The organism is Actinomadura sediminis, assembly GCF_042675525.1.
Taxonomy (GTDB): domain Bacteria; phylum Actinomycetota; class Actinomycetes; order Streptosporangiales; family Streptosporangiaceae; genus Spirillospora; species Spirillospora sediminis.
This window is the reverse complement of the sequence record NZ_JBHTJA010000027.1, coordinates 44070-68336: the sequence shown is the minus strand read 5'-3', so window position 1 is coordinate 68336 and position 24267 is coordinate 44070. Positions and strand designations below refer to the sequence as shown.

The window sequence follows — 24267 nt, the reverse complement described above, 5'->3', positions numbered from 1 at the left end:
CGGCGACCGCCCTGCTCGGCGGCGACGCGACCCGCGACGACGCACCCCCGGCGCCGCCCGTGCCGCCCGTCTCGCGGCCGGCGTCCGGTCCGTCCGGACGTCCGGGCGGCGGGGTCCCGCGCCGTGCGCTGGCCATCGGCGCCGGCGTGCTCGCGGCCGCCGTGCTGATCGCGTTCGTCGGCTACAAGGTCATCGGCGGGGGGCCGCCGGAGAAGCTCGCGACCGCGTTCAGCGACACCTTCGCCAGCAGCGACTCCGGCTGGTACACCTTCGGCGAGAGGCAGCTCTACGCGAACGACCGGTACCGCATGCGGACGTCCGGCTCGGACTCGTCGGTGTCGGCGTTCGTGCCCAAGGGCGAGGTGAACGACTTCCCCGACCCCGTCCTGGCGACCGTCACCGTCGCCGCCCGCGAGGGCCCCGCCGACGCGCGGTTCGGCATGACGTGCCGGTCGAACGACGACGGCGCACGGCAGTACGTCTTCCTGGTCCGCAACGACGGTCAGGGCGCGCTGCTGCGCAAGGTCAACGGGGACATCGGCACCAAGGACCTCGCGACGGTCGACTCGTCCGGCGGGTGGGACGAGGAGGGCCCCAACGAGATCCAGATCGCCTGCGAGGGGCGGGACGGCGGCGAGAGCGTCCGCCTGCGGCTCTGGGTGAACGGCGAGCGGGTCATCGACGAGACCGACGGCGAGCAGCCGCTGCCCAACGGCTGGATCGGGCTGCGCATCGAGCGGGGCGGGAACCAGGCCGAGGACGTCACCGCCGAGTTCGACGACTTCGACATGTCGAAGATCCTCGAGTAGCCCGTCAGCGGGCCGGTTCGGGCGGCAGGTACCCGTTCGTCCAGCGGGCCAGCTCCTCGAACACGCGCCCGCGCACCGGCTCGGGCGACAGCACCAGGTCGTGCAGGCCGCCCTCGATCCGGACGAGCGTCACGTGCGGGCCGAGCCGGGGCGCCCAGCGCGCCATGTGCTCGACGTCGAGGATGGCGTCGGCGCCCGAGACGTCCGGTGACCGGCGGGACGGGCGGACGCTGCGGGTGGACGCCATCACCAGCACCGGCACGTCGATCGCGAGGCCGCGGTGCAGGCGGAGCTGCCCGCGCCGGACGGCGTCCAGCCAGGCGGCGCGGACGGGGAAGCCCAGCAGCGGCTTCCAGGCGAGGTCGAAGTCCCATTCGCCCTCGTGCTCGCGGTGCAGGCTGCGGGCGTACAGGTCGGACAGCCCGGCGGGCAGCGGCGCCTTCGGCAGCCGGGGGCGCAGCGCGCGGGCCAGCCCGGCGCCGAGCTTGCGCATCGGCCACGGCTCGTTGATGTCCAGGAACGGGCTGTTGAGGAAGACGCCGTCGACCACGCCCTTCCCGCGCACCCGGTCGGCGTACAGGGCGGCGACGAGGCCGCCGGTGGAGTGCCCGTTCAGGAGCAGCGTCCCGTGCTCGTCCCGCTCCCGGACGATCCGGACGGCCTCGTCGATCTCCGCGAAGTACTCGGTGAGGCTCTCGATGTAGTTCGGCGTCTGGTGGGGCCGCAGCGAGCGCCCGTACTTGCGCAGGTCGAGCGCGTAGAAGTCGAACCCGAGGCCGGTGTAGAAGTCGGCCAGGTGCCGCTGGAAGAAGTAGTCGACGAACCCGTGCAGGTAGAGCACCGCGCGGCGGGACGGCTCGGGGCGGCGGCGCCGCACCAACGTCGCGACGACCTCCCCCTCGGCGTCCCGGCCCATCGGCAGCTCGATCGCCTCGTAACCGGGGCCGAGCACGTCCGTCGCCACGACCTCGCCCATCCGGGCCTCCCTCGATCTCGATCTTCGGCGCCGGGCCTCAGCGTACGGCGTCCGCCCGCCGCCCCGGCCACCGTCCACATTTCGGACACCCCATATGCCGGATATCGGCACCCGCACAGGTCATCTAGGGTGGGTCCGTCCAGCAGGCGAGCACGGGAACACGAGGGAATGTCCGAAACTCAACACGCCGCGCCCCGGTCCGCGGGCCTGCGGACGGGGCTCCGCCGCCGGCACATGACGATGCTCGCGATCGGCGGCGCGGTCGGCGCCGGGCTGTTCGTCGGCAGCGGCGCCGTGATCGGCACCGCGGGCCCCGCCGCCGTCCTGTCCTACGCGGCGGCGGGCGCGCTCGTCCTGTGCGTCCTGCGGGCCCTCGGCGAGATGGTCGTCGCGCGGCCCGTCGCGGGATCCCTCGCCGAGTACGCGCGGATGGCGCTCGGCCCGTTCGCCGGGTTCACGATCGGCTGGATCTACTGGTACCTCTACGTCATCCTCGTGGGCGCGGAGGCGGTCGCGGGCGCCGCGATCCTCGCCGCGTGGATCGACCTCCCGGCCTGGACGCTCGCCGCCGCGCTGCTCGTCGTGATGACGGCCGTCAACCTCGTGTCCGTCCGGTCCTTCGGCGAGTTCGAGTTCTGGTTCGCCTCGATCAAGGTCGCCGCGATCGTGGTGTTCATCGTCCTCGGCGTCCTGTGGGTGCTCGGCCTGTGGCCCGACTCCCCCGGCGGCCTCGGCAACCTCACCGCGCACGGCGGATTCGCCCCGAACGGCGCCGGCGCGATCTTCACCGCGATCGTCGCGGTCATGTTCGCGTTCGGCGGCACCGAGATCGTCACCATCGCCGCCGCGGAGAGCTCCGAACCCGGACGCGCCGTCGCGAAGGCCACCGGCAACGTGCTGTGGCGCGTCGCGATCTTCTACGTGTTCTCGATCCTGCTCGTCGTCGCGATCCTGCCGTGGAACGCCGCCGAGGTCCTCACCAGCCCGTTCGTCAGCGCCCTGGAGCACCTCGACGTCCCCGCCGCCGGCACCCTCATGCAGGCCGTCATCCTCACCGCCGTCCTGTCGGTGCTGAACTCGGCGATCTACGTCTCGTCCCGGATGCTGTACGTGCTGACCCGCGACGGCGACGCCCCCGCCGGGCTCGTGAAGCTGAACCGGCGCGGCGTCCCCGTCCGCGCGATCCTGCTCGGGACGGTCGCCGCGTGGGCCGCGGTCATCGCCTCCTACACGTCCCCCGACCAGGTCTTCGCGTTCCTGATGAACTCGATCGGTGTCGTGCTCGCGTTCGTCTACCTGGCGATCCTGTTCTCCCACCTGCGGCTGCGCGCGCGCCTGCGGCGCGAGGACCCGGACAGCCTCACCTACCGCATGTGGCTGTTCCCGTACCTCACCTGGATCGTGATCGCCGCCCTGGGCGCCGTCCTGGTCTCGATGGCGCTCATGGACGAGCGCCGCTCGCAGCTCGTCGCGTCCCTGGTCAGCCTCGCGGTCGTCGCCGCCGCCTACCCGCTGCGCAAGCGGTTCGGGAAGACGCCGCCGGTCGCCGCGCCGCAGACGCTCACGAAGGCGCCGTGACCCCGCTCAGTCCTTGCGGCCGGTCGCGGCGACGGTCACGCCGAGCCCGATCATCATCATCCCGCCGGCGCCGCCGATCGCCGACAGCCGCCGCGGGGACCGCGCGAACCACGCCCGCGCCGAACCCGCGGCCAGGCCCCACACGCTGTCGCACAGCAGCGCGAGCACCGCGAACAGCAGCCCGAACACCGTCATCTGCAGCGGGACGCGCCCCTGCGCGGGATCGGCGAACTGCGGCAGCACGGCGGCGAAGAACACCGCCGTCTTCGGGTTCGTCACGCCGACCACGAACCCCTGCCACAGCTCGCGGCCCCGCGTCCGCGCCTCCCCGGTCTCGGCGACCGCCTCCCGCAGCGCGCCCCGGTTCCGGAAGGCGTGCACCCCCAGGTACACGATGTAGGCGGCGCCCGCCGTCTTCAGCACCGTGAACACGACCGCGGACCGTTCCACCAACGACCCGACGCCGACCGCCACCGCCACCGTCAGCGCCACCAGCCCGAGCGCGTTCCCGGCGACGCTCGTCAGCGCGGTGCGGCGCCCGTGCGCGAGCGCGCGGCCGACGACGAACAGGACCGTGGGCCCGGGGATCACGATGATGGCCAGCGCCATCGCGGAGAACCCGAGCAGCTGATGCAGCGTCACCATGAGGCCGCACGGTACGCCGGACGCCGCGGAACTCCCACCGAATATTCGGCCGCGGAACCCGTGACCGGGCCCGGACACCAATAGATCGTGACGCGGGCCACAATGCGGCGTAGGGTGCGCGTGTGTCCGCCCCCGCGTCCGAGGCGCCCGACCGATCCGACCCCGACCCGCCCGGCCGGCCCGCGAGCACCGCCCCGGCGCCGCCCGCCTGGCGGCCGCTGCTGCTCGTCGCGGGCGGCGCCGCGCTCGTCCTCCTCGCCCTCAGCGCCCGCTACGGGTACCACCGCGACGAGCTGTACTTCCGCGTCGCCGGGCGGCACCTCGACTGGGGCTACCCGGACCAGCCGCCGCTCGTCCCGCTGCTCGCCCGCGCGATCACCGCGCTGTTCGGCGACTCGCTCGTCGCGCTGCGCGTCCCGTCCGCCCTCTGCGTCGCCGCCGGGATCCTGGTCGCGGGCCTGACCGCCCGCGAGCTGGGCGGGCGGCGCCGGGCGCAGCTCCTCACCGCCGGGGCGTACGCCGTGTGCCCGTTCGCGATCGCGTCCGGGCACACCCTCTCCACGGCGACGTTCGACATGCTGCTCACCACGGTGCTCGCCTGGCTCGCGATCCGCTGGGTACGGACCCGCGACCAGCGGCTCCTCCTCGCGGCCGGCGCGGTGACCGCCGTCGCCGTGAACGTCAAGTACCTGGCGCCCGTCGCGCTGGCCGCGCTCGTCGCCGGGCTGCTGATCGCCGGGCCCCGCGACCTCCTCCGCCGCCCGCTGCTCGCCGCCGGCGCCGCCCTCGCGGCCGCCGCCGCCGTCCCCGGGCTGCTCTGGCAGGCCCGCCACGGCTGGCCGCAGCTCGACATGGCCGACGCGATCGCCGGGGACGCCGACTTCGGCGGGCGGCCCGGCTTCCTCCCGTTCCAGCTCGTGCTGACCGGCGTCGTCCTGTCCTGGCTGTGGATCTACGGGCTGTGGCGGCTCTACCGGTCGGCCGACCTCGCCCCGTACCGGTTCATCGGCCACGCCTACCTGCTGCTGAACGTCGTGTTCCTCGCCACCGCGGGCAAGCCCTACTACCTCTCCGGGCTGTGGGCCGCGCTGTGGGCGGCGGGCGCCGTCGAGGTCGAACGGCGCGGCGCGCCCCGCGGCTGGGGATGGGCCGCGACCGTCCCCGCCTACGCGGTCACCGGCGTCTCGACCGTCCTGCTCACGCTGCCCGTCTACCCCGTCGCCACGCTCGCGAGCACCCCGCAGCCCGCCGTCAACCCCGACGGCGCCGAGACCGTCGGCTGGCCCCGGTTCGTCGCCGAAGTGGCCCGCGTGCACCGCACGCTCCCACCGGGCGAACCGGCGACGATCATCGTGGGCAACTACGGGGAGGCCGGCGCGATCGACCGGTACGGGCCCGGCCACGGGCTCCCCCGCGCCTACAGCGGCCACAACGGCTACTGGTACTTCGGACGCCCGCCCGACACGGCCGCCACCGCGATCGTCGTCGGCCCGGAAAGCGTCGCGGGCGCCGCGCGACTCCGGCGCTTCTGGACGGACGTCCGCCCCGCCGGGCGCATCGACAACGGCGTCGACCTCGACAACGAGGAACAGGGCAAGCCCGTCTGGATCTGCCGCGGCCTCCGCGGCACCTGGACCGAGCTGTGGCCCGAGTTCAAGACACTGTCGTGAGGATCTCCCAGGCCCCCGCCCGCCGGACCAGCAGGTCGTGCCCCAGCAGCGCGGACGCCGGGGCGTCCCACGCCGGGTCGGCGTCCCGCGCCCACACCTGCGCGACCGCCCAGCGCAGCTTGTCGACGCCCTCCGGGTGACCGGTGCCCGACGCGACGAACACGTCCCGCGCGGGCGCCGCCACCACCAGGTCGCCCTCCACGTCCTGCGCGAGCTTGTCGAGGAAGCCGTCGTCCAGCAGCAGGCTCGCCTCGAGACCGCCCAGCGCGACCGTCACCGCCCGCACGTCCGGATACCAGTTCAGGCCCAGCTCGGGACGGCGGTCCCGCAGGTTCAGCACCGCCCGCGCGCGCAGCTCGCCGGGCTCCACGCCCAGCTCCGCGCAGTGCCGCCGCGCCACGTGCTCGTACCGGCGGCCGTTCTCGTCCGCGTGCTCCAGCGCGTACGTCACGTACAGGTCGCCGGCGAACGGGTCGCGCACCGGCTCCTCGTCCGTCGGAAGCGGGAACTCGAGCTGCACCTCGGCCGGCACCCGCGCCTTCATCAGCGGGACGATGAGACTCGGGTCGGTCACGGGGTATTCCTCCTGATACGTCGGCCGCACCTTCGAGTGGATCACCCTACCGCCGCGCCCGTCTCACGCGTCCCGGCCCTTACCGTCCCTTGACACCGGAACGCACCACGGGCAGTCCCGCGGGCGCGCCCTGCTCGATCAGCCGCCACACCGCGTCCGTGTCGAGGTGCTCCTCCACCAGATCGCCGAGCGCGTCCAGCGTCGCCTCCCGCAGCGCGGCGAACGACACGTCCGGCGCCGGGACGAAGTCGCGCCCCGCCGCGCCCGCGACGTCCGCCAGGAACGCCCGCCGGAACCCGTCGTTCTCCATCGCGCCGTGCCAGGTCGTGCCCCACACACCGCCCTGCCTGCACCCGTCCAGGAAAGGCTCGCCGCCCTCCACGGACACGACACCGTGGTGGATCTCGTACGCCTCCACGCGCTCCCCGTACGCCGAGCCGCCCGGACGTCCGAGCACCTTCTCCCGGCCGAACACCACGCTCGCGGGCAGCACATCGAGCCCCGCGACGCTCCCCTCACCCGACTCCACGTCGTCCCGGATCTCCCGCGCGAGCATCTGGTAGCCGCCGCACACGCCGAGCACCGGCCGCCCCTCCCGCACCCGCCGCAGGACCTCGTCCGCCATCCCCCGCTCCCGCAGCCACGCCAGATCGCGCACGGTCGCGCGCGTCCCCGGCAGGACGACCAAGTCCGCGTCCGCGAGATCGCCCGCGCTCGCCGCGTACCGCACGACCACGCCGGGCTCGCAGGCCAGCGCGTCCAGGTCGGTGAAGTTCGAGATGCGCGGGAACCGCACGACCGCCACCCGCAGCGTCTCCCGCCCGTACGGCGCCCGCGCGTCCGGCCGCGGAGCGTCCAGCGCCAGCGTGTCCTCCGAATCCAGGTAGAGCCCGAGCTTCCACGGCAGAACACCCAGAGTCGGGCGCCCCGTCAGCTCCCGCAGCCGCTCCAGCCCCGGCTCCAGCAGCTCGGGGGCACCCCGGAACTTGTTGATCACGAACCCGGCGATCAACGCCTGATCAGCGGGCTCCAGCAGCGCGACCGTCCCGAACAGCGACGCGAACACACCGCCCCGGTCGATGTCGCCGACCACCACCACCGGCAGGTTCGCCGCCCGCGCCAGCCCCATGTTCACGATGTCCCCGGCCCGCAGGTTGATCTCCGCCGGGCTGCCCGCCCCCTCGCAGACCACCACATCGAACTCGGCGCGCAACTGCGCGAGCGACTCCCGCACGACCTCCCGGAGCCGCTCCTTGTGACTCCCGTACTCCAGCGCGTCGACCTCCGCCACCGGACGCCCCAGCACCACCACCTGGCTCCGCCGGTCGCTCCCCGGCTTCAGCAGCACCGGATTCATCAGCGCCCGCGGCGTCACCCCCGCCGCCTGCGCCTGCATGTACTGCGCCCGCCCGATCTCCGCGCCGTCCTCCGTCACCATCGAGTTCAGCGACATGTTCTGCGCCTTGAACGGCGCGACGCGCACCCCCTTGCGCCGCAACCACCGGCACAACCCCGCCGTCACCACGCTCTTCCCCGCGTCCGACGTCGTCCCCGCCACCAGCAGCCCGCTCACCCGCGCCTCCACGCCACCACCGCGGCCAGCCCCGCCGCCGCGAACGTCACCGCCGCCGACAACCGGACGGCCCTCCCGATGTCGGGCACCCGCGGCGCCCGCCCGTCCCCCATCTCCGGACGCCGCTCCACCAGCCCCCCGTACGAGTTCGTCCCGCCCAGCCGCACACCGAGCGCCCCCGCGAACGCGGCCTCGCACCGCCCCGCGTTCGGGCTCGGATGGTTCCCGCCGTCCCGCAGCAGCACCCGCCACGCGCCCGGCCCGCCGAACGACGCCACGAGCGCCCCCGTGACCCGCGCGGGCACCCAGTTCATGACATCGTCGAGCCTCGCCGCCGCCCACCCGAACCGTTCGTACCTCGCGTTCCGGTACCCGACCATCGCGTCGAGCGTGTTCACCGCCCGATAGACGAACAACCCCGGAATCCCCGCGACCGCGCCCCACACCAACGGCGCGACGGCCGCGTCGCTCGTGTTCTCCGCCACCGACTCGACCGTCGCACGAACGAGCTCGTCCGCCCGCAGACCCTTCGGGTCCCGCGCGCACAGATGCGGCAACCGCGCCCTCGCACCCTCGAGATCGCCCCGCCCGAGAGCGTCCGCCATCAGCAGGCCCTCACGCCCCAGCGACGTCCCGCCCAGAACGGCCCACGTCGCGAGCGCCGTCGCCCACGGCCCCCTGCAGGCCCGCTCCACCGCGAACCCCGCGAGACCGGCCCCGCCCACGAGCAGCCCCGCGTACAGGACCCCCGCCGCCCGCGAATCCCGGTAGACCGCGCGCTCCAGCCGCGAAGCGACCCGCCCGAACCCCGCGACCGGATGCCCCCGCCTCGGATCACCCACCACCGCGTCCAGAACCACACCGAGGACCAACCCCTCAGCGGAGACACGCGTCAAGCTCATCCCAGTGCCGCTCCAGCCAATCCTGAGCCCGCCTTATGCGAAGCCCCGCCCCACCCTGCCAGACCCGCGCCCAGCTCCCGCCCCCGCGGGCCCTCCCCCGCATCGCCTCGTACGACCGCTCGAACCGCACCCGCGCCGCCGGCAGCACCTCGTTCCGCTCCCCCCGCGACAGCCCGTACGCGTCGCAGAACACCCGAAGCCTCCGCCCCACATCGACGCCGTACCACACCGCGTCCCGGTCCGCCGGGTCCGCGATCGGCCCCCAATGCCGGAGCGCCGTCACCACGTCGTACAACCGCCGCGTCGGCCGCGCCAGCTCGAAGTCGATCAACGCGACCGGCACCTCCCCGCGAAAGACCACGTTCTCCGGCGTCACATCGCAGTGCCCGACGATCTCCGGCTCCCCGTCGAGGTACGACCCCTGATCCCAGGGCCCGTCCGGCACCCCGAACGACCGCACCGCCTCGTGGTACCGCCGCAGCAACCCCGCGACCCCCCGCAGGGCGTCGTCCGTCCCCGCGTACCGCGGCAACGGCCGTCCGGGCACCTCCCCGGGCACCCAGCTCAGCACCTCGCGGCCCGACTCGTCCGTCCCCAGCACCCGCGGCGCCTCGAACCCCACGCCCTCCAGATGCCGCAACAACCCGCGCACCGCCGCACTGTGCGCCCCCACCGGCCGCCGCACCGTGTCCGCCACCCGCACCACGCCCCCCGTCCCGGAGAGCGGCACCTCACCTTCCACGGCCACCAAAGATATGCGCCCCACGACAGCGGCACGGCCGCGCGCGGCGATATGGATGTGGAGCCAGACGACGCTCCGCCTTACACTGTGACCCGGCGTCCAGCCGGTCGCCGAGCGCCCGTAGCTCAGCTGGATAGAGCATCGGACTTCTAATCCGACGGTCGCGGGTTCGAATCCTGCCGGGCGCGCAACCCCCTGACCAGGGGTCTTACCACTGCCAAAATTCCAAAATCGAGCCCGAAACGCCCCACTTCGTTCCCGTGTTCGCTCGATGTTCGCTCGTGTGTCGGCGCCGGGTCGTCGCCCCCCCGGACCGGGCAACCGCTCAGCGCTGTCAGGACCCGAACGGCCACCGCAGGCCCGCGACTGCGAGAAAAGCCATCATCTAGGGACCTGCGACCGCGCGACCGGGAGAGCTTCACGCACCGAATGAGCCGATGCCCGCGCCCGGAGTACCTCCAGAGGCGGGCACCGGCTCGGTCAAGTCCGATGGTCACCTCGTGCGGGTCATCGCCCCGTCCCCTGCACCAGTGGGACGCCCCGTCCGCGCATTTCCTTTCGGGCTTCACGCTCGGCGTGTGGTGCGGCGTGGGCTTCCTGCTCGGCCTCGGAGCGGGAGGGAGCCTCCTCGCCGACGCGGCCGGCGCCCACCGGGCCGACGGCAGCGGCGTTCCGGGCATGTTCGCCGCCGAACGGATGGAGGACGGCGGCAGGCTGGGTCGGCGACTTCACCGGCGACGACGGCTCCGTGCGGCTGCGGGACGTCCGGCGGCGGCACCGAGGCCGCCCGTGGGCCAAGCCCCTCATCGGCGCCGTTGCTGTGCTGCCCGATCGGCTCCGGCCTGCTCGTGCGCGGCTGCACGGCATGGTGGACGAAGCACGCCGGGTCGGGCGGCGGGTCCGGTTCTGGGCGGCCCTGGACGCGCCGGGTCCCGCGCGGGAGGCCGTGTGGGCGGAGCGGGGGGTTCCTGACCGGGAACGGCTACCCGCGGGGTTTCCGTTCCGCGGACCGGGCCCGCTTCTCCTCGTCCTCCAGCAGGGGGCCGACGCGGAACGGGACCTGGTCCGTGAGGACGATCGAGGTGGTGCTGCGCCGGACGCCCGGGCACGCGAGGATCGAGTCGATCACCTCGTGGAGCTGCTTGCCGTTCGGCGCGACCGCGCGCACCAGCAGGTCGCCCTGGCCGGTGATGCCGAGGACCTCCAGCACGCGCGGGATCGCCGCCAGCCCCGCCGCCGCCTCCCGCAGCCGTCCCTGCGCGACCTCCAGGGTGACGAACGCGGTCAGCTCGAAGCCGAGCGCGCCGAGGTCGACCTCCCGGCCGCGGTGCCCGATGACGCCCTCCCGTTCGAGCCGCTCGACGCGGGCGTGCGCGGTGTTGCGGGCGATGCCGAGCTTCGCGGCCAGCTCGGTCACGCCGATCCGCGGCTGCTCGACGAGCCGCCGCAGGATCTGCAGGTCGAGGAGAGTGGTACGCGTCACAGCGCTCAGCCTTCGCGGTTCGTCCGGTCCAGATTTGAGCAATCTGCTCAAGTACCGTCCGACCATATTGCATAACGCTCACCGCAGCGAGCTAATGCAGGCATGCATAGCATCGCTTCCCCGCTCCGCGACCGGCTGGAACTCGACCGGGGACGGATCGCGATCGGCGGGGTCCACGCGCTCGTCCGGCTGCTGCTCGACCAGCGGCGCGCGGACGCCCGGCGCGGCTGGAAGACCGCGGGGTTCGTCTCGGGGTACCGCGGTTCGCCGCTCGGCGGGCTCGACCAGCAACTCGTGCGGGACGCGGCGCTGCTGGAGGCGGACGGCATCCGGTTCGTGCCCGGCGTGAACGAGGAGCTGGCGGCGACGGCCGTCTACGGTTCGCAGCTCGCCGAGCACCTCCCCGGCCCCCGCTACGAGGGCGTCTTCGGTCTCTGGTACGGCAAGGCGCCCGGCGTGGACCGGTCGCTGGACGCCTTCAAGCACGCGAACTGGCTCGGGACGTCCGCGCGGGGCGGGGTGCTCGCGGTGGTGGGCGACGACCCGTCGTGCAAGTCGTCCACGCTGCCGTCGGCGACGGAGGGGGCGCTCGCCGAGGCGTTCATGCCGGTGCTCGTCCCGGCGTCGGTCGGGGACGTGCTGCGGCTCGGCCGGCACGGGTTCGAGATGTCGCGGTTCAGCGGTGCCTGGACGGGCTTCAAGCTCGTCACGGACGTCGCCGACTCGCACGAAGTGGTGGACGTCGCGCCGGTGCCCGACCCGGTGCTCCCCGAGTTCGCGTGGCGGGGCCGCCCGTGGCGGCCGACGCGGCGGCCGGGCGTCGACCTGAAGGACACGGTGGCCCTGGAGCCCGAGGTGCTGGAGGGACGGCTGCGGGCGGCGACCGCGTACGCCGCGGCGAACGGGCTCGACCGGATCGAGGGCGCGACCGGTGACGCGGCGATCGGGCTGGTGGCCGCCGGGCGCACCTACCTGGAGCTGCGCGAGGCCCTCGACCGGCTCGGGCTGGACGACGCGGCGCTCGCCCGGCGGGGTGTCCGGCTGCTGCGGCTCGCGCTGGTCCACCCGCTGGACGGGGACCGGGTGCGGGAGTTCGCGCGCGGGCTCCGCGAGATCGTCGTGGTGGAGGAGAAGCGCGCGTTCGTCGAGACGCAGATCCGGGACGTCCTGTACGGTGCGGCGGACCGTCCCGCCGTGTACGGCAAGCGCGGGCCGGCCGCGTACGGGGAGCCGGCGGCCGGCGTCCCCGGGCCGGGGCCGGACGGCGCCCTCGTCCCGCTCGACGGCGGCCTCGACGCGGACCGGATCGTCCGGGCGCTGGCCCGGTTCCTCGCCGACCGGATCGGCGCGGAGCACCTGGACCTGCGCGACCCCGCGCTGCGGCCGGGCAAGCCCGCGATCACCCTGCTGGGGGCGGCGCGCACGCCGTACTTCTGCTCGGGCTGCCCGCACAACCGGTCGACGGTCGTGCCGGACGGGTCGATCGCCGCGAGCGGCATCGGCTGCCACGTGATGACGGTGTTCACCGACCGCAGCATCGGGACGACGCAGATGGGCGGCGAGGGCGCGATGTGGGTCGGCGCCGCGCCGTTCAGCGACACCGAGCACATGTTCCAGAATCTCGGCGACGGGACGTTCTTCCACTCGGGCGGCCTCGCGATCCGGCAGGCGGTCGCGGCGGGCACCAACATCACCTACAAGATCCTCTACAACGCGGCCGTGGCGATGACCGGCGGGCAGGACGCCGACGGCGGCTCCGACCCGGCGGCGATCACCCGGATGCTGCACGCCGAGGGCGTCGCGAAGATCGTCGTGGTGGCGGACGACCCGTCCCGCTACCCGCGCGGGACGGACTGGGCCCCGGGCGTCCGCGTCCGGCACCGGGACGATCTGGACGCCGTCCAGCGGGAGCTGCGCGCGACGCCCGGCGTGACCGTGCTGCTGTACGACCAGGCGTGCGCGGCGGAGACGCGGCGCAAGCGCAAGCGGGGCCTCGCGCCCGACCCGCAGACCCGCGTGCTGATCAACGAGGCGGTCTGCGAGGGCTGCGGCGACTGCGGCGTGAAGTCGAACTGCCTGAGCGTGGCGCCCGTCGAGACGGAGTTCGGGCGCAAGACGCAGATCGACCAGACGTCCTGCAACAAGGACTACTCGTGCGTGGACGGCGACTGCCCGTCGTTCCTGACGGTCGTCCCGGGCGAGGCGAAGGCCGCGCCGCGCCGCCTGCCGGAGATCGGGGCGCTCGCCGAACCGGAGTCGCGTCCCGCGGCGGCGGACGTCCTGCTCGTCGGCATCGGCGGGACCGGTGTGGTGACCGTCAACCAGGTCCTCGCGATGGCCGCGCTGCTCGACGGGCGGCACGCCCGCGCGCTCGACCAGACCGGGCTCAGCCAGAAGGCCGGCGCGGTCGTGTCGCACCTGCGGATCGGGGACGCCGGCCGCGACCGTCCCGGCATGGTCGGCGCGGGCGGCGCGGACGCCTACCTGGTGTTCGACGCGCTGGCCGGGACGTCCGACGCGAACCTGCGCCGCTGCGCGCCGGGGCGCACCGCCGCGGTCGTGTCGACCAGCGAGGTCCCGACCGGGCGCATGGTCACCGACCCGTCGGCGGCGCTGCCGCCGAGCGCCGGGCTCGTCCGGCGGATCGCGGACCGCACGGACGCCGCCCGCCTGGTCGCGTTCGACGCCCTCGCGCTCGCCGAACGCTGGTTCGGGAGCACGACCACCGCGAACTTCGTCGTGGTCGGCGCCGCGTACCAGGCGGGACTGCTGCCGGTGTCGGCGGACGCGATCGAGCGGGCGCTCGCGCTCAACGGGGTCCAGGTGGACGCGAACGTGCAGGCGTTCCGGGCGGGACGGCGGCTCGTCCTCGAACCGGACCGGGCGGACGAGCCCGCGGCGCCGTCCCCCGCGCCGGTGCGGCGCCCGCTGGACGGCACCGCGCCCGCCGCGGCACGCCTGGTCGACGCGTCCGGGGCGGACGGCGAGTTGGCCCGCGCCCTGCGGATCCGCGTGCCGGACCTCGCCGCCTACCAGGACCTCGCGCTCGCCGAGCGGTACCTGGCCGTCGTGCTGCGCGTCGCCGCCGCCGAGCGGGCCTGCGGCGCGGACGGGCAGCGCCTCGCGGTCGCCGTCGCGCGGAACCTGCACAAGCTGATGGCCTACAAGGACGAGTACGAGGTGGCGCGCCTGCACCTGGACCCCGAGCTGGCCCGGCGGGTCGAGGAGCGGTTCGGCGAGGGCGCGGAGGTCCGGTACCTGCTGCACCCGCCGCTGCTCCGGACGATGGGGCTGGACCGGAAGATCGCGCTCGGCCGGACGGCGCGCCCGGCGTTCCGCGCGCTGCGCGCGATGCGGCGGCTGCGCGGCACCCCGCTCGACCCGTTCGGCGCCGCCGCGCAGCGCCGCGAGGAGCGCCGCCTCGTCACCGGCTACGTGGCCGTCGTCAACGAGCTGGTCGCGGGGCTCCGCGACGGCGCGTCCCCGGAACGGCACGACCTCGCGGTACAGATCGCGGAGCTGCCGGACATGGTCCGCGGCTACGAGGACGTCAAGACGGCGAACATCGCCCGCTACGAGGAGCGCCTCCGCGAGCTGCTGGCCGCGTGGCGCACCGAACGCGCACCGGTGACCCGCTGACCGGCGGCCGGACGCCCCCGCACGCACGTGCGTGCGGGGGCGTCCGGTGTCGGGCGTGCTCCCGGCTCAGCGGCCGGTGGTGCGGCCCATCTCGCGGGCCGCGTCCTTGGCCTTCTCGCCGGCCTGCTTGGCGCCGCCCGAGACGCGGTCCTTGCGGCCCTCCGCCTCCAGGTACGGATCGCGCGACGCGCGTCCCGCGCTCTCCTTCGCGCGGCCCTTGGCGCGCTGCGCCCGGTTCTTGAGCTTGCCGAGCATGCCCATGGGCCCTCCTTTCCAGGAGTCCGCCTTTCACGGCCCGTACGGGTGGACGGGGCGCGGCCGTCCTAGGCGCGGCGCCCGCCACGGCGGAACAGCTCCGCCTCATGGTGGATTCTGGCCTCGGTCTCCATGAGCCGGGCCTCCGCGCGCTCGGTCCGCATCCTCGCGTGCATCTCCCGGAAGGTCGGCACCCGGCGCTCCGCGCGGGGCCCCCGGGACCGTTTCGCCTTCCTTCGCCGTAGACCGTCCAGCAGTGCCACGTTCGTCTCCCTCCACGCCGTACGGCCGACAATGTCCCCCATGTCGGACGTTCCATGCGTGGCGGCGCTCACGTCCGGGCGGGCCCGAGGCCGGGACGGCTGCGGCGCTCAGCGCAGGATCGGGACGAGGTAGCGGCGGGCGAAGGCGCGCGCGCCCTCGTCGTCCAGGGGGATGAGCCCGGCCGTGGAGCAGCTCCGCGCAGCGGCGGACGCGTTGCATGCCGTCGCAAAACGGCTGGCGCCGTCCATGACCTCAGCCCATCCCACACAGCCGGACCAGGACCGGGAGTCGAGAGGGAAGAACGGCCCCAGCCCCCTGCGGTGACTGCACTCTTCGAGAACACAAGCGGTCGGCAGGTGACGTCGGCGACCACACCCGCACCAACCCGGACCTGCAACAACCCGAGGAAGTGACGATGCACGACTCGCTGCAGGAGTCCTCGGCGGCCGCCACCACCGCCAGGCCCCGCTACACGCAGGCCGGGCTCCCCGATCTCGACCGGGCGTTCTCCCCCGCGGGACTGGACGTCGCCTGGCGCGTCTACCACGCCGCTGCGCTCGCCTCACGCCAGGACGACCGCGGCCTGATCATCGGACGGCCGGCCACCGGAGAGGAACTCCTCGACGTGGGGTGACCGGTTGCGCTGACCACGGCGGCGCCGGCTCTTCTTACCCCTGGCGATGACGAGGCCGGCGGTGTCATCGCGCAGGCTAGAAGGCGCACCGTGCGGCCCGGTGGCAGGCTACGCCTGCTGAGTGTCCAGGAGCGGCAGGGTCAGGCGGAAGCGGGCGCCCTCGCCCAGGGTCGTCTCCAGTTCGACATCGCCGCCGTGGGCTCGGGCCAGGGAGCGGGCGATGGGCAGGCCGAGTCCGGCGTTGGCGCCGTCCGCGTGGGTTCGGGAGCGGTCGGTACGGTAGAAGCGGTCGAAGACCCGGTCGGCTTGCTCAGACGTCATTCCCGGGCCCTCGTCGGCGACCTCCAGCACGGCCCGGCCGTTCGCCGTGCCGACGCCGATACGGACGGGGGTGCCCGGCGGGGTGTGGGCGGCGGCGTTGCCGACGAGGTTGGTGACGACCTGCCGTAGCCGGGACTCGTCGGCGTGGACGGGGGCGGGGCCGGGGGTCCCGGTGCCGCCCGGCCCGGTGAGTTCGACCGGACGGGACGGGTCCAGGGCGCGAAGGTCGTGCCGGGCGTCGTTGGCCAGGGTGCGCAGGTCCATCGGGGCACGGTCGAGCTGCCCTTCCGGCGCCTCGTCCAGCCTGGCCAGGAGCAGCAGGTCCTCGGTGAGGGCGGTGAGCCTCGTGGCCTCGCGGTCGATGCGCCGCATCGCCTCGTCGACGTCGGCGCGGCCGGGCAGCCCGCCCATCCGGTAGAGGTCCGTCGAGCCCTTGATGACGAAGAGCGGGGTGCGCAGCTCGTGACTGACGTCCGAGACGAAGGCGCGCGTCCGGGCCTCGGACGCCGCCCGGTCGGCGAAGGCCTGTTCGAGCTGGCCGAGCATGGTGTTGAGGGACGCCGCGAGGTGCCCGATCTCCGTGCTCGGCGGGGCGATCACGGGCACGCGCCGGGTGAGGTCGCCACCGGCGATCGCGGCGGCCGTGTGCTCGATCCGGCGCAGCGGGCGCAGGCCCCGGCCGAGGGCGAACCAGCCGGCCGCCGTCAGCAGGACGAGCAGCGCCGCACCGCTGATCAGGCTGCTGGTCCGGAGCCTGGCGATGGTGGCGTCGGCCTCGGCGAGGGGCGCGGAGGCGATCACCGTCCCGTCCCGTCCGGTGGTCGGGCGGGCGACGGCGCGCCAGCGCACCGAGCCGTCGGCGGCCCGCAGGGTCACGGCCGTTCCGTCGGCGGGGATCGCGCGCAGCTCGCCGGGTGGCGGCAGGGCGGCGTTGCTCAGCCTGGTGGAGCGGGCGCCCCACACCACCGCGCCGTTCGGGCCCAGGTACACCAGGTAGGGGGCGCCGACCAGGTCGAGCGCGGGGTCGAGGAGGTCGGTGCGATCGCGGAGGTCTCCGGCCGGGGGCGGACCGGTGGACGGCATGCGGGCGATGATCGCGGTCAGCGAGCGCAGCCGGCCGTCGGTCCGGCCGAGCTGGTAGCGCTCCAGGTGGTCGGAGACGACCGCGCTGACGAGGGTCAGCCCGGCCAGCAGCAGGCACGCGGTGAGCAGCAGCAGCCTGGCCCGCAGCGAGAACCGGCCGAGCACATCCCTCACCTCCGGGACTCGCGGAGCACGTAGCCCACGCCGTGGACGGTATGGATGAGCTTGGGTTCCCCGGTGTCGACCTTGCGCCGCAGATACGAGATGTAGGTGTCGACGATGCTGGCGTCGCCGCCGAAGTCGTAGCGCCACACCCGATCGAGGATCTGCGCCTTGGACACCACGCGCCCGGCGTTCTCCATCAGGAAGCGCAGCAGCCGCAACTCGGTGGGAGAGACGCGGACGGGCCGCCCCGCCCGCGTCACCTGGTGCCCCTCCACGTCGAGCACGAGCTCGCCCACCCGCAACACGTCCGCCTGGTGACCGGTGGTGCGGCGGAGGATCGCGCGGATCCTCGCGATCAGTTCCTCCAGGTCGAACGGCTTGGTCACGTAGTCGTCGGCCCCCAGGGACAGCCCGGTGACCTTGTCGGCCTGCTGATCGCGTGCGGTGAGGAACAGGACCGGGACCGGCCCGCCCCGGCCCGGCAGGCTCAGCTCGCGCAGGCGCCGCACCACCTCGAAACCGTCCATGTCCGGCAGCATGACGTCGAGCAGGACCAGATCGGGAGGCTCCGCGGTGGCCGCGGCGACCGCCTCGGCGGCGTCAGCCGCGGAGGTCACCTGGAAACCCGCGAAACGCAGCGTCGCCGAGAGCAGCTCACGGACGGTGTCCTCGTCGTCCACCACCAGCAGCCGCTCGTCACCACCCCTGGATTTCATCGCCCCCCGCCCGTTCCCTTCCATGTCGGCCAGGATATGGACGCCCGGCACCCGAACCCTCGTGGGCCGTCACACGTCGCGGCGCCGGAAAACGGCGAACGCGACGGCCAGCACGGCGCCCACCCCGAGGCACATCCCGAACAGGTTCAGCCAGGGGTGCGGGTACTCGGGATCCGGGACGCCGGCGAGCACCGCGGCCCCGCCCAGGGTCGGCCAGAAGTCGAATAGTCCCTGGAGCCGGGAGGGGAAGAGCTCCGCGAGGGCCGGCACCAGCAGCACGACCCCCACCAGGGTGGCCAGCGCTCCCGCCGTGGCCCGCATGATCGTGCCGAGGCCGACCGCGAGCAGCGCGATCGCCGCGAGATAGAGCCCGCCGCCCGCCACCGCCGACAGCACGCCCGGATCGCCGAGCCTCGCGTACGGCACGTCCTGCGCCGCCAGAAGGAACTGGCCGAGGAAGAACGAGGCGAACATCAGCAACTGGCCCGCCACCCCGGCCAGCGCGGCGGCCACCACCGTCTTGGCGGCCAGCAGCCGGTGCCTGCGGGGCGTGGCGGCCAGCGACGTCCACATCAGGCCGGTCGCGAACTCGGAGGTGACGACCAGGATGCCCAGCACGCCGACGATCAGCTGGGCGACGATGAACGACCTCAGGCTGAGGCCGACCGGGTCCCACGACCGCTTTTCCGCGGCCGTCAGTGCCGGGTACTCCTCACCCGCGGAGCTCAGGGCGAGGAAGGTGATGCCGAGCCCGACCAGGAAGAGGACGGCCAGCGTGTACCAGGTGGAGCGGAGGCTGCGGAGCTTGATCCACTCCGCGCGCAGCGAGTGGACGAGGCCTGCCCTGTGCCCGGTGGCGGGCGTGCCGACGGTCGTCGTCGCGGGCGAGCTCATGCCGATGCCCCCTGGTACTCGACGCTGTCCTTGGTCAGTTCCATGAAGGCGTCCTCCAGCGAGGGCCGCTGCGGCGTGAGCTCGCTGAGCACGACGCCGTGGTAGGCGGCGAGCCTGCCGATCTCTTCACCGGTCATGCCGGAGACGACCAGCGAGGCTTCCGGCCCTTCCCGCACGGTGGCGCCGGCCGCGGTCAGCCGGACCGCGAAGGAACCCGGATCGGGCGTGCGGACGAGCACGGTGCCCTCCCCGTTGGCACGCAGGAACGCGCTCATGCCGGTGTCGGCGATGAGCCGGCCGCGGCCGATGACGACCAGGTGGTCGGCGGTCTGCGCCATCTCGGCCATGAGGTGGCTGGACACCAGCACCGCCCTTCCCTCGCGGGCGAGCGAACGCATGAAGTCCCGCACCCAGCGGATCCCCTCGGGGTCGAGCCCGTTCACCGGCTCGTCGAAGATCAGCACCCGCGGGTCGCCGAGCAGCGCCGCCGCGATGCCGAGCCGCTGCCGCATGCCGAGCGAGAAGCCCCTGGCCCGCTTCCCGGCCACACCCTCGATCCCGGCACGGGCCAGCACCTCGTCCACCCGGCGGCTGGGAAGGCCGTTGCCGGCGGCCAGCGCCAGCAGGTGGTCGTACGCCTTCCGGCCACCGTGGACGGCCCCCGCGTCCAGCAGCGCCCCCACCTCGGTCAGCGGCACGGGCAGGTCGCGGTAGCGGCGCCCGCCGATGGTGACCGAACCCCGGGTGGGAGCGGCCAGACCGATGATCATCCTCATCGTCGTCGACTTGCCGGCGCCGTTCGGCCCGAGGAATCCGGTCACCTGTCCGGGCTCGACGGTGAACGACACGTCGTCCACCACGGTGTCGGCCCCGTAGCGCTTGGTCAGCCCCCGTATCTCGATTCGTGTCATGGGCCAGATCATGGCCGGGCGAGATGACCGGTTTCTGAGTACTCCTGGGAGAACCATGTGAGCCCGGCCCCGCGACACCCGACCACCGGGAGGCACACCGCCCATCCACCCACACCGCACCGGCCCTTTTCACAGCGAACACCCAGAGACCGCGCACCACCACATCGCCAATTGCCGAGACGCTAGCGATTCGCACTCCCACCGCCACCCGAAAACGATCTCGCCACCGAGAATGTCGGCATGGAACTCCCGTCTTGACGACCAGAGGGAGGGCGGCCGGCCCATTGGCCGCAAGTCCCAGCACCGCTGCGGCAAGAGAACCCCGGGCCAAGTGCGGTGAGGACCTCTGGGATTCGTAGCGTCTCTACCTCTACATCAGCGGGGGCGTTCGCCTACCTGCCCAACTTCCACAAGGCGGACGCCTTGCACCAGTCAGCGCTCGCCTTGTCCCGCTCCGCGAACCCGAGCATCGACCCGTCCTTGGTGAAGCCGGACCAGGCGACGAGCCTGGGCCACGACGCCCGTCCCGCCGAAGCCTGTGAGCCGGCCGCCCAGACCTTCCGTCGGTCTCGCGTCGCCGGCCGCCGACTGGCACGACGGCCACCTACCGCTCGTCCAGACCACCGGACTGCGCTCGGACGGTTCGCGCCGCTGGCCGCCCGTGCACTGCGGGGGCGTCGCAGCCGGAGGCACGCCCTGCTGTGGCGCGCCGACGGCTGGGGCCGCGTCTACGCTCCGCGGAACCGGATGGGACGCGACCGGCTGCTGCGGCACGCCTGCGACGGCACCTTCCTGAACGGCTACTACGCCGGCGAAGTCACCGCCGTCGCTCACCTGCATGAGACGATCGCCACCGAAGCCATGCGGGTGTTCCTTGACGTTGCTCAGTGCTGAGAGCGCGACTATCCGGGGACGGGATATCCGGTCGCGGCGAGAGTCGGGCGCCGGGGCTCTGTCGGAGCGGAAAACGGGTCGCCGGGGTGGGAGGTCGGTGGTCTAATCGGCGCGGTGTTCATGATGGCCTTCCTCCGGGAGTTCGGCTCCTGGTACTGGAACTGCGAATTCGACGACGCCGAGCTGCAGGCCGCGTTCGACGCCACCGGAACGGCGGAGAGCGCGGACGATTTCCGGCGGGCGTTCCTGGTCCTGCTGCGCAGCGACGATGTGGCGGCTCGCGGGGTCGCGCTCGACTTCTACGACCGCGCCGGCGCCACCAGCCGGTTCGGTGAGGAGAACCCCTTCGAGCGCTTCCATGACGAGGTCATGGCGGTCGCCCGGGAGATGCTGGCGGGCCCGCCCCGACCGGAGGACGACATCGCCTTCGCGGGCGCCGACCACGCCAGCGCACTGCTCGCGATCAAGAACGATGTACGGCCCGAGGACGGGACGGCCGTCCTGGCCGTCCTGCGCCGGCGTCCCGACGGGTCGCTGCTCTCCAACGCGCTGAGCGTCGCGGGGGCGGTGCTGTCGATCTCGGACGAGCCGGGGCTGGCCGCGCTTATCGAAGAGATGGCGTTCGACTCCTCGCGCGATGTCCGAGAACGGCGGGAGGCGGTCCAGGCGCTGAGCAAGGCGCGCGGGGACGAGGTGACGGCGCTGCTGGTACGCACTGTGACCGAGGAAGAGGACCCGGGGCCAAGGCGGGACGCGGCGGCCGGGCTGGCGACCGGGCGGCGCTTCTACGCCCATCGGGAGCTGCTCGAGGACCTCGCCGCCGAGGACGACGGCGCCGGTTTCCTCCGGCACGCGCTGGATCCCGGGCCGCACAGCACGTACTGGGACGGGGTGGACCCGGGAAGCCCGAGGTTGGCGCGGGCGCTCGACGAGATGCGCAGCCCGACGAGTGAGCAGGCCCACCGGGCGGCGTTCCGGGCTCTGCTGCACAGCGGACGAGTGGCGGCGGTGGGCATCGCACTCGACCACTTCTGTAGCGGCGAGGGTCTCACCCGGTTCGGCCTGAGTACCGAGCCCTACCACGCGGACGTGCGGGTTCTCGCCCGGCATGTACTGTCGCAGCCGCTTACGTCGATCCCCGGCACCGAGGAAGGGGCCTGCCAGGCGAGCGCGCTGGACGCGCTCGCCTGCATCGCCGATCCCGGGGACGCGCGGCTGCTGGCCGACCTGCTCGCGCGGCCGGACCTCCCGCCGCTCGTCCGGTCGCGCTTGTTCCGGGCAGTGGACACCTGCCTCGGGAAGTGGGAGGAGCCGGACGAGCGGGTCGTCGCCGCGATCGAGCGGGTCTTCCTCGACCCCGCGGTGCCGATGGACGACCGGGTGGAGGCGGTCGAGGCGCTGTTCGACGCGTCCGGGCGCCGGATGGTCGAGGCGCTGCTCCGGGCGGTCGGCTGCGAGGCCGTGCCGGTCCAGATCGCGGGAGCGGAGCGGCTCTCCGAGGAGGATCTGATCGGTGAGCATCGCGAGCTGCTGCGGGACCTGGCCGCCTCGTGGCCTGAGGAGGCTCCCCACGAGGCACGGCTGGTGCGTCGGCGGCTCGCCGCGTGATCTGGCCTGGTAGCGGACGGCGAGCTTGCCGAACCTGGCGGCCAGTGCATGTGGCGTTCGAGCCGGTTGATGCCGCACTCCACCGCGTGGCCCTCGCGGTGGTCGGCCGGATCGAAGCCGGGCGGCCGCCCGACGCGGGCGCCCCGGCTCCCGGCCATCCCGGCCATGCTCCGCATGACCCCGTGCACGCGTTCGTACAGGTCGGGGGGTGACGGCCGTCCCGTCCGGCCCTGCCGCCCGGGTGCGGTTCGCCGAACGTGGCGGTGCCGAGGGCTGGGTCCCGCGCCGCCAGGGCTCCGGACGGGACGGTGGAGTCACTTCTTCGAGGTGAGCACGATCATCCGTGGTACGTCCCCGCCATTGGCCTCGACCGGGCCCAAGGCGCCTCGGTCGATGAAGACGCCTCCGCCCTTGACGATGGCGTCGGGGAGCACGGTCTGGGCGGGGAGGGTGGTGACGGCGCCGGTGGCGGCGTTCACGGAGATCGGCACGGCGGGCTCGTCCAGCGGTTCGGGGCCCGCGGTTCCGTAGGCGATGCCGTCGTCGCCGACCGCGAACAGGGTGATGTCCTTGGCGCCTTCCTCTTGGCCGAGGCAGTGGCCCTTACCCGCCTTGAGGTCGAACAGGGTGGCGGCCGAGGAGAGATATGCGCCGCTGGGCGAGAGGGCGGGCAGCCGGGTCAGCCGCCGATCGGGGTTGGGGATGTCCGCTTCGTAGTCGTGGGGCTCGGTGGCACAGGGTGCGGTGGCCCGTACTTTGCCGTTCGCCGCCTCGTGCACGGAGGTCAGCAGTTCCCGGCCGCCGAAGTGGGCGGCTTTGTCGCCCTTGGTCCAGGTCGCGATGAGGTTCGTGCCGGCAGCGCCGACGAGGAGCCCGTTCGGCTTGCGTTTCGAGCCGCTGCTGACGCTGGTCCACGTCAGGACGGGCGCGGCGCCGGGCGGGGCGACCTGCGTGCTGTGCCATCCACCGGCGGCGCCGAACCCGCCGCCCTCGTAGGGGTCGTTCTGTTCCTCGGCGTTGGTGATCAGGCCGCTGTGCCCCGCGTACGCGAAGGCCGGGTCAGGGTCGACCGCATTGTTCCCGATCCGCACTTTGGCCTGCTCGCCGAAGACGGACACCTTCCCGTCCGGCGAGACCAGGTGGGTGTCGCCGATCTCGTGCGAGACGACGATCCCGGCGCTCCCGGGGAAGACGTACCGGCGGTCGTCTTCGACATCGACGTCGGCGCTGCCGGACGGAGCGATGTTCCCGCCGGACGCGGCGACCGGATAGAAGACGACGGAAATGACGGGCCGTGCTTCGTGCAGCTCGTCCTTCGCCTTCCTGCCCGCCATCCACACCGCGAAGTACTCGCGGGCACCGCCGCTCACGAGGGTGATGACGGGAACGGCGGGAAAGGAGCCGGGCTTGCTCGCCATCTGATCCTCTGTGACCTGCGGCGACTTCCAGGGCTGGGAGGTCGCCAGCAGCTTGCCCGCGGCGTCGCGCACCTTCAGCGTGAAGTCGTCCCGTCCCTTCTCCAGGTAGGCGATCCTGCCGCTCGTCACCGACACCGCGTACGGGAAGGGCTGCTCGGGTGCCAGCCAGCGGGCCTGGATCTCCCACCCGGCGGTGGCGTCGAACGCCGCGGGCGGCTGGATCCTGCTCTTCAGCGCCGGCTTGTCGATGACGGCGCCGCCACCGTCACCGCCCCCGCTCGCGCCCGCCGCCTCTTCTCCACCGCTCGGCGAACACCCCGCCGATCCCATGGCGAGCACCCCCACGAGCGCGAGGGCGGCGACGGTCTTGCTGGCTGCCATTCTCCTTCGGTGAGAGGGACGATCCGAAACCCGCCCCCGGGACAGCGGACGAGTCGCCGCAGGCACACGGCGGCGCGACCACGGACAAGTCAGATGACCGGAAGATCGTAACGTTCGCGCTTTTCGTCACCG

The 24267-nt window shown here is 73.5% G+C and carries 20 protein-coding genes, 1 tRNA gene and 1 pseudogene; 8 read left to right on the top strand and 14 right to left on the bottom strand.

All coding sequences use genetic code 11. From position 1 onward, the window contains the following. Window positions 1–809: pseudogene (locus ACFQ11_RS16110) on the top strand (hypothetical protein); the annotation flags it as partial. Window positions 810–813: 4 nt separating this feature from the next. Here ACFQ11_RS16110 and ACFQ11_RS16105 read toward each other — a convergent pair. Continuing rightward, complete coding sequence (locus tag ACFQ11_RS16105) at window positions 814–1785, bottom strand: alpha/beta hydrolase (protein WP_378299200.1); 972 nt, start codon at window positions 1783–1785, stop codon at window positions 814–816. A 168-nt stretch (window positions 1786–1953) separates the two neighbouring features. On the opposite strand from ACFQ11_RS16105, the gene ACFQ11_RS16100 reads away from it, so the two are divergent. Continuing rightward, window positions 1954–3363: an amino acid permease gene (locus ACFQ11_RS16100; protein WP_378299197.1), complete on the top strand. Its 1410-nt coding sequence runs from the start codon at window positions 1954–1956 to the stop codon at window positions 3361–3363. A gap of 6 nt (window positions 3364–3369) precedes the next feature. Here the strand turns inward: ACFQ11_RS16100 and ACFQ11_RS16095 are convergent, their stop codons facing one another. Further along, window positions 3370–4008: a LysE family translocator gene (locus ACFQ11_RS16095; protein WP_378299195.1), complete on the bottom strand. Its 639-nt coding sequence runs from the start codon at window positions 4006–4008 to the stop codon at window positions 3370–3372. Window positions 4009–4130: 122 nt separating this feature from the next. Between ACFQ11_RS16095 and ACFQ11_RS16090 the strand changes: the two genes are divergently transcribed. After that, entirely contained in the window at window positions 4131–5678 is a 1548-nt protein-coding gene (locus ACFQ11_RS16090; protein WP_378299193.1) for an ArnT family glycosyltransferase, read from the top strand. On the opposite strand, the gene ACFQ11_RS16085 is transcribed toward ACFQ11_RS16090, so the two are convergent. The 4 genes from ACFQ11_RS16085 to ACFQ11_RS16070 form a co-directional block, all read right to left on the bottom strand. Next, window positions 5662–6252 (bottom strand): DUF1444 domain-containing protein, encoded by a 591-nt coding sequence (locus ACFQ11_RS16085; RefSeq protein WP_378299191.1) that lies wholly within the window; start codon window positions 6250–6252, stop codon window positions 5662–5664. The two genes, ACFQ11_RS16090 and ACFQ11_RS16085, sit on opposite strands and share 17 nt — an antisense overlap. Window positions 6253–6331: 79 nt before the next feature. Then, window positions 6332–7825, bottom strand: coding sequence for a cobyric acid synthase (locus ACFQ11_RS16080; protein ID WP_378299189.1), 1494 nt, complete (start codon window positions 7823–7825; stop codon window positions 6332–6334). After that, a complete protein-coding gene (locus ACFQ11_RS16075) occupies window positions 7822–8667 on the bottom strand; it encodes a cobalamin biosynthesis protein (protein ID WP_378299187.1) in 846 nt (281 codons plus the stop codon). The genes ACFQ11_RS16080 and ACFQ11_RS16075 overlap by 4 nt, the downstream gene beginning before the upstream one ends. Window positions 8668–8701: 34 nt before the next feature. Next, entirely contained in the window at window positions 8702–9469 is a 768-nt protein-coding gene (locus tag ACFQ11_RS16070) for a phosphotransferase (RefSeq protein ID WP_378299185.1), read from the bottom strand. Window positions 9470–9583: 114 nt separating this feature from the next. On the opposite strand from ACFQ11_RS16070, the gene ACFQ11_RS16065 reads away from it, so the two are divergent. Beyond that, a tRNA-Arg gene (locus tag ACFQ11_RS16065) sits at window positions 9584–9657 on the top strand. Window positions 9658–10451: 794 nt separating this feature from the next. Here the strand turns inward: ACFQ11_RS16065 and ACFQ11_RS16060 are convergent. After that, window positions 10452–10952 (bottom strand): Lrp/AsnC family transcriptional regulator, encoded by a 501-nt coding sequence (locus tag ACFQ11_RS16060; RefSeq protein WP_378299182.1) that lies wholly within the window; start codon window positions 10950–10952, stop codon window positions 10452–10454. 102 nt (window positions 10953–11054) lie between these two features. On the opposite strand from ACFQ11_RS16060, the gene ACFQ11_RS16055 reads away from it, so the two are divergent. Beyond that, window positions 11055–14591, top strand: a complete 3537-nt coding sequence (locus ACFQ11_RS16055; RefSeq protein WP_378299180.1) for an indolepyruvate ferredoxin oxidoreductase family protein — start codon at window positions 11055–11057, stop codon at window positions 14589–14591. Between the two features lie 66 nt (window positions 14592–14657). Here the strand turns inward: ACFQ11_RS16055 and ACFQ11_RS16050 are convergent, their stop codons facing one another. Then, window positions 14658–14852, bottom strand: coding sequence for a CsbD family protein (locus ACFQ11_RS16050; protein WP_378299178.1), 195 nt, complete (start codon window positions 14850–14852; stop codon window positions 14658–14660). A gap of 365 nt (window positions 14853–15217) precedes the next feature. Next, on the bottom strand, window positions 15218–15358 hold the full coding sequence (locus ACFQ11_RS16045; protein WP_378299176.1) for a hypothetical protein: 141 nt from the start codon (window positions 15356–15358) through the stop codon (window positions 15218–15220). A 167-nt stretch (window positions 15359–15525) separates the two neighbouring features. Between ACFQ11_RS16045 and ACFQ11_RS16040 the strand changes: the two genes are divergently transcribed. Next, window positions 15526–15744: a hypothetical protein gene (locus ACFQ11_RS16040; RefSeq protein WP_378299174.1), complete on the top strand. Its 219-nt coding sequence runs from the start codon at window positions 15526–15528 to the stop codon at window positions 15742–15744. Window positions 15745–15852: 108 nt separating this feature from the next. On the opposite strand, the gene ACFQ11_RS16035 is transcribed toward ACFQ11_RS16040, so the two are convergent. Genes ACFQ11_RS16035 through ACFQ11_RS16020 form a run of 4 tightly spaced genes read right to left on the bottom strand, consistent with a single transcriptional unit; the run spans window position 15853 to window position 19834 of the window. Next, complete coding sequence (locus tag ACFQ11_RS16035) at window positions 15853–17322, bottom strand: sensor histidine kinase (RefSeq protein WP_378299172.1); 1470 nt, start codon at window positions 17320–17322, stop codon at window positions 15853–15855. Beyond that, on the bottom strand, window positions 17319–18053 hold the full coding sequence (locus ACFQ11_RS16030) for a response regulator transcription factor (RefSeq protein WP_378299170.1): 735 nt from the start codon (window positions 18051–18053) through the stop codon (window positions 17319–17321). The genes ACFQ11_RS16035 and ACFQ11_RS16030 overlap by 4 nt, the downstream gene beginning before the upstream one ends. A gap of 45 nt (window positions 18054–18098) precedes the next feature. Next, window positions 18099–18923 carry a hypothetical protein gene (locus ACFQ11_RS16025; RefSeq protein WP_378299168.1) on the bottom strand — a complete coding sequence of 275 codons (825 nt, stop codon included), beginning with the start codon at window positions 18921–18923 and terminating at the stop codon, window positions 18099–18101. After that, window positions 18920–19834 carry an ABC transporter ATP-binding protein gene (locus ACFQ11_RS16020; protein ID WP_378299166.1) on the bottom strand — a complete coding sequence of 305 codons (915 nt, stop codon included), beginning with the start codon at window positions 19832–19834 and terminating at the stop codon, window positions 18920–18922. The genes ACFQ11_RS16025 and ACFQ11_RS16020 overlap by 4 nt, the downstream gene beginning before the upstream one ends. Before the next feature lie 747 nt (window positions 19835–20581). Between ACFQ11_RS16020 and ACFQ11_RS16015 the strand changes: the two genes are divergently transcribed. Then, a complete protein-coding gene (locus ACFQ11_RS16015) occupies window positions 20582–20728 on the top strand; it encodes a hypothetical protein (protein ID WP_378299164.1) in 147 nt (48 codons plus the stop codon). Between the two features lie 114 nt (window positions 20729–20842). Beyond that, complete coding sequence (locus ACFQ11_RS16010; protein WP_378299162.1) at window positions 20843–22336, top strand: hypothetical protein; 1494 nt, start codon at window positions 20843–20845, stop codon at window positions 22334–22336. A gap of 314 nt (window positions 22337–22650) precedes the next feature. On the opposite strand, the gene ACFQ11_RS16005 is transcribed toward ACFQ11_RS16010, so the two are convergent. Continuing rightward, window positions 22651–24135: a hypothetical protein gene (locus ACFQ11_RS16005; protein WP_378299159.1), complete on the bottom strand. Its 1485-nt coding sequence runs from the start codon at window positions 24133–24135 to the stop codon at window positions 22651–22653. Window positions 24136–24267 lie beyond the last annotated feature (132 nt).

Coding starts and splice junctions, on each gene's coding strand:
- ACFQ11_RS16105 (WP_378299200.1), bottom strand. CDS start 1,785: ATGGGCGAGGTCGTGGCGACGGACGTGCTCGGCCCCGGTTACGAGGCG.
- ACFQ11_RS16100 (WP_378299197.1), top strand. CDS start 1,954: ATGTCCGAAACTCAACACGCCGCGCCCCGGTCCGCGGGCCTGCGGACG.
- ACFQ11_RS16095 (WP_378299195.1), bottom strand. CDS start 4,008: ATGGTGACGCTGCATCAGCTGCTCGGGTTCTCCGCGATGGCGCTGGCC.
- ACFQ11_RS16055 (WP_378299180.1), top strand. CDS start 11,055: ATGCATAGCATCGCTTCCCCGCTCCGCGACCGGCTGGAACTCGACCGG.
- ACFQ11_RS16050 (WP_378299178.1), bottom strand. CDS start 14,852: ATGGGCATGCTCGGCAAGCTCAAGAACCGGGCGCAGCGCGCCAAGGGC.
- ACFQ11_RS16045 (WP_378299176.1), bottom strand. CDS start 15,358: ATGGACGGCGCCAGCCGTTTTGCGACGGCATGCAACGCGTCCGCCGCT.
- ACFQ11_RS16040 (WP_378299174.1), top strand. CDS start 15,526: ATGCACGACTCGCTGCAGGAGTCCTCGGCGGCCGCCACCACCGCCAGG.
- ACFQ11_RS16030 (WP_378299170.1), bottom strand. CDS start 18,053: ATGGAAGGGAACGGGCGGGGGGCGATGAAATCCAGGGGTGGTGACGAG.
- ACFQ11_RS16025 (WP_378299168.1), bottom strand. CDS start 18,923: ATGAGCTCGCCCGCGACGACGACCGTCGGCACGCCCGCCACCGGGCAC.
- ACFQ11_RS16020 (WP_378299166.1), bottom strand. CDS start 19,834: ATGACACGAATCGAGATACGGGGGCTGACCAAGCGCTACGGGGCCGAC.
- ACFQ11_RS16015 (WP_378299164.1), top strand. CDS start 20,582: ATGGGACGCGACCGGCTGCTGCGGCACGCCTGCGACGGCACCTTCCTG.
- ACFQ11_RS16005 (WP_378299159.1), bottom strand. CDS start 24,135: ATGGCAGCCAGCAAGACCGTCGCCGCCCTCGCGCTCGTGGGGGTGCTC.